2 protein-coding genes are annotated in these 1,249 nt (G+C 50.2%); both read right to left on the minus strand.

Annotated features, from left to right (window positions below):
- Positions 1-12: 12 nt before the first annotated feature.
- A complete protein-coding gene (locus G4D87_RS37930; RefSeq protein ID WP_205507888.1) occupies positions 13-933 on the minus strand; it encodes a thymidylate synthase in 921 nt (306 codons plus the stop codon).
- Between the two features lie 56 nt (positions 934-989).
- A partial coding sequence (locus tag G4D87_RS37935) for an ImmA/IrrE family metallo-endopeptidase (RefSeq protein ID WP_205507889.1) occupies positions 990-1,249 on the minus strand: 260 nt, incomplete at its 5' end.

Genomic DNA, 1,249 nt, shown 5'->3' on the forward strand with positions numbered 1-1,249 from the left:
GTCCCTTCTGTGCTAGGAAACGTACGGCTTGTATGTTGACCCGTGTATTTGGGTCTTGATTTGGGCGATTCGGGTTTTGTAGCCATCATGTTTGTAATGATTCTCAGAATGGACACGGAGGAGACAGATGATGTCGCTCCAGTAGGGGGCGAATTCCGATTGAAGCACACAACGTGGATCGGCTCGTATCGCGGCTTCTGCCGCAATTAAAGCAGGAATCAAGGATAGGGGATCTTCTTTAGGCATCCAGGGCATGGGCAGAATAGACTGTACGTCCTCGTTCAGGTAGTCTTTGGCTTGGTCTCTGTGGTCGTCATATAGGTGTAAATGGTTGACTATGTGTTGATAGAAGCCTATTTCGACCCCGAGAGTGCGTGCGAGCATTTCTTGCAGCATTGTGAAAACGAATATGTCGTGCGGAAGCCCGAGATACGCATCGTTCGAACGCATATGCACGATTAGGTTGAGTTGCCCCCGTCGCAATATCGCCTGCAACGTACATGTGCAAGGAACGTCTTTGTACCTCCTTTGCGGGTCGCCCGCGTACCGGAGGTCGCTGGCAGAAAAAACCTGAATCGTAGCTCTTCTTGAGTCTGGATTTACTTTGAGTAGGTTGGCGACATTTTTGAATTGGTCTGAATCTTCCTTGCCAAATATTCTTGGTCCATATGCTCCGTGGATAGTTCGGCCGTCGTTGCTGTATTCGGAGTATTTGGGAATGTAGTGACTGATGAAGTCCAGGCGATTCGAGCCCGCAAGGCACCAAAATAGTTCACCCAGCGCGCTAAAAACTTTTCCACGCATCTCAGAACGACTAAGGCGTGCGCGAGGTTGGGTCAGACGAAAGTTGACCCCAAGCAACTCGCTGCCTCCCCCTTTGGACGCATCGAATTTGTCCTCGGATTGGAGGAGGAGTTTGATGACCGTCTGCATGAGATCATCGGCACACTGGTACTCCGCGACAGCGAAAGGATTGTTTTGGAGCATGGCTAATTGGGCTTCTTTTCGATTTCATTGCTGCTGGTCCACCGGTAATAGATTTTTAAGCTGTTGAATTCGTTGAATCCGATGAGTCCTTTGTGCTGCATTTGGCCCACGACGACACCACGTGAAATGCCAGCGCGTCGCGCAAATGCGACAACTGCGCGGTCGCTTCTGATTGCGCTTAGTTCGTGTTGCAGTTCAGGAGGGATAAGAATCTCCGAGGCGTATCGATCCGCTTCAATTTCTTCTTTAGTCTCGGTATCGC

Source organism: Myxococcus vastator (genome assembly GCF_010894475.1).
Lineage (GTDB): Bacteria > Myxococcota > Myxococcia > Myxococcales > Myxococcaceae > Myxococcus > Myxococcus vastator.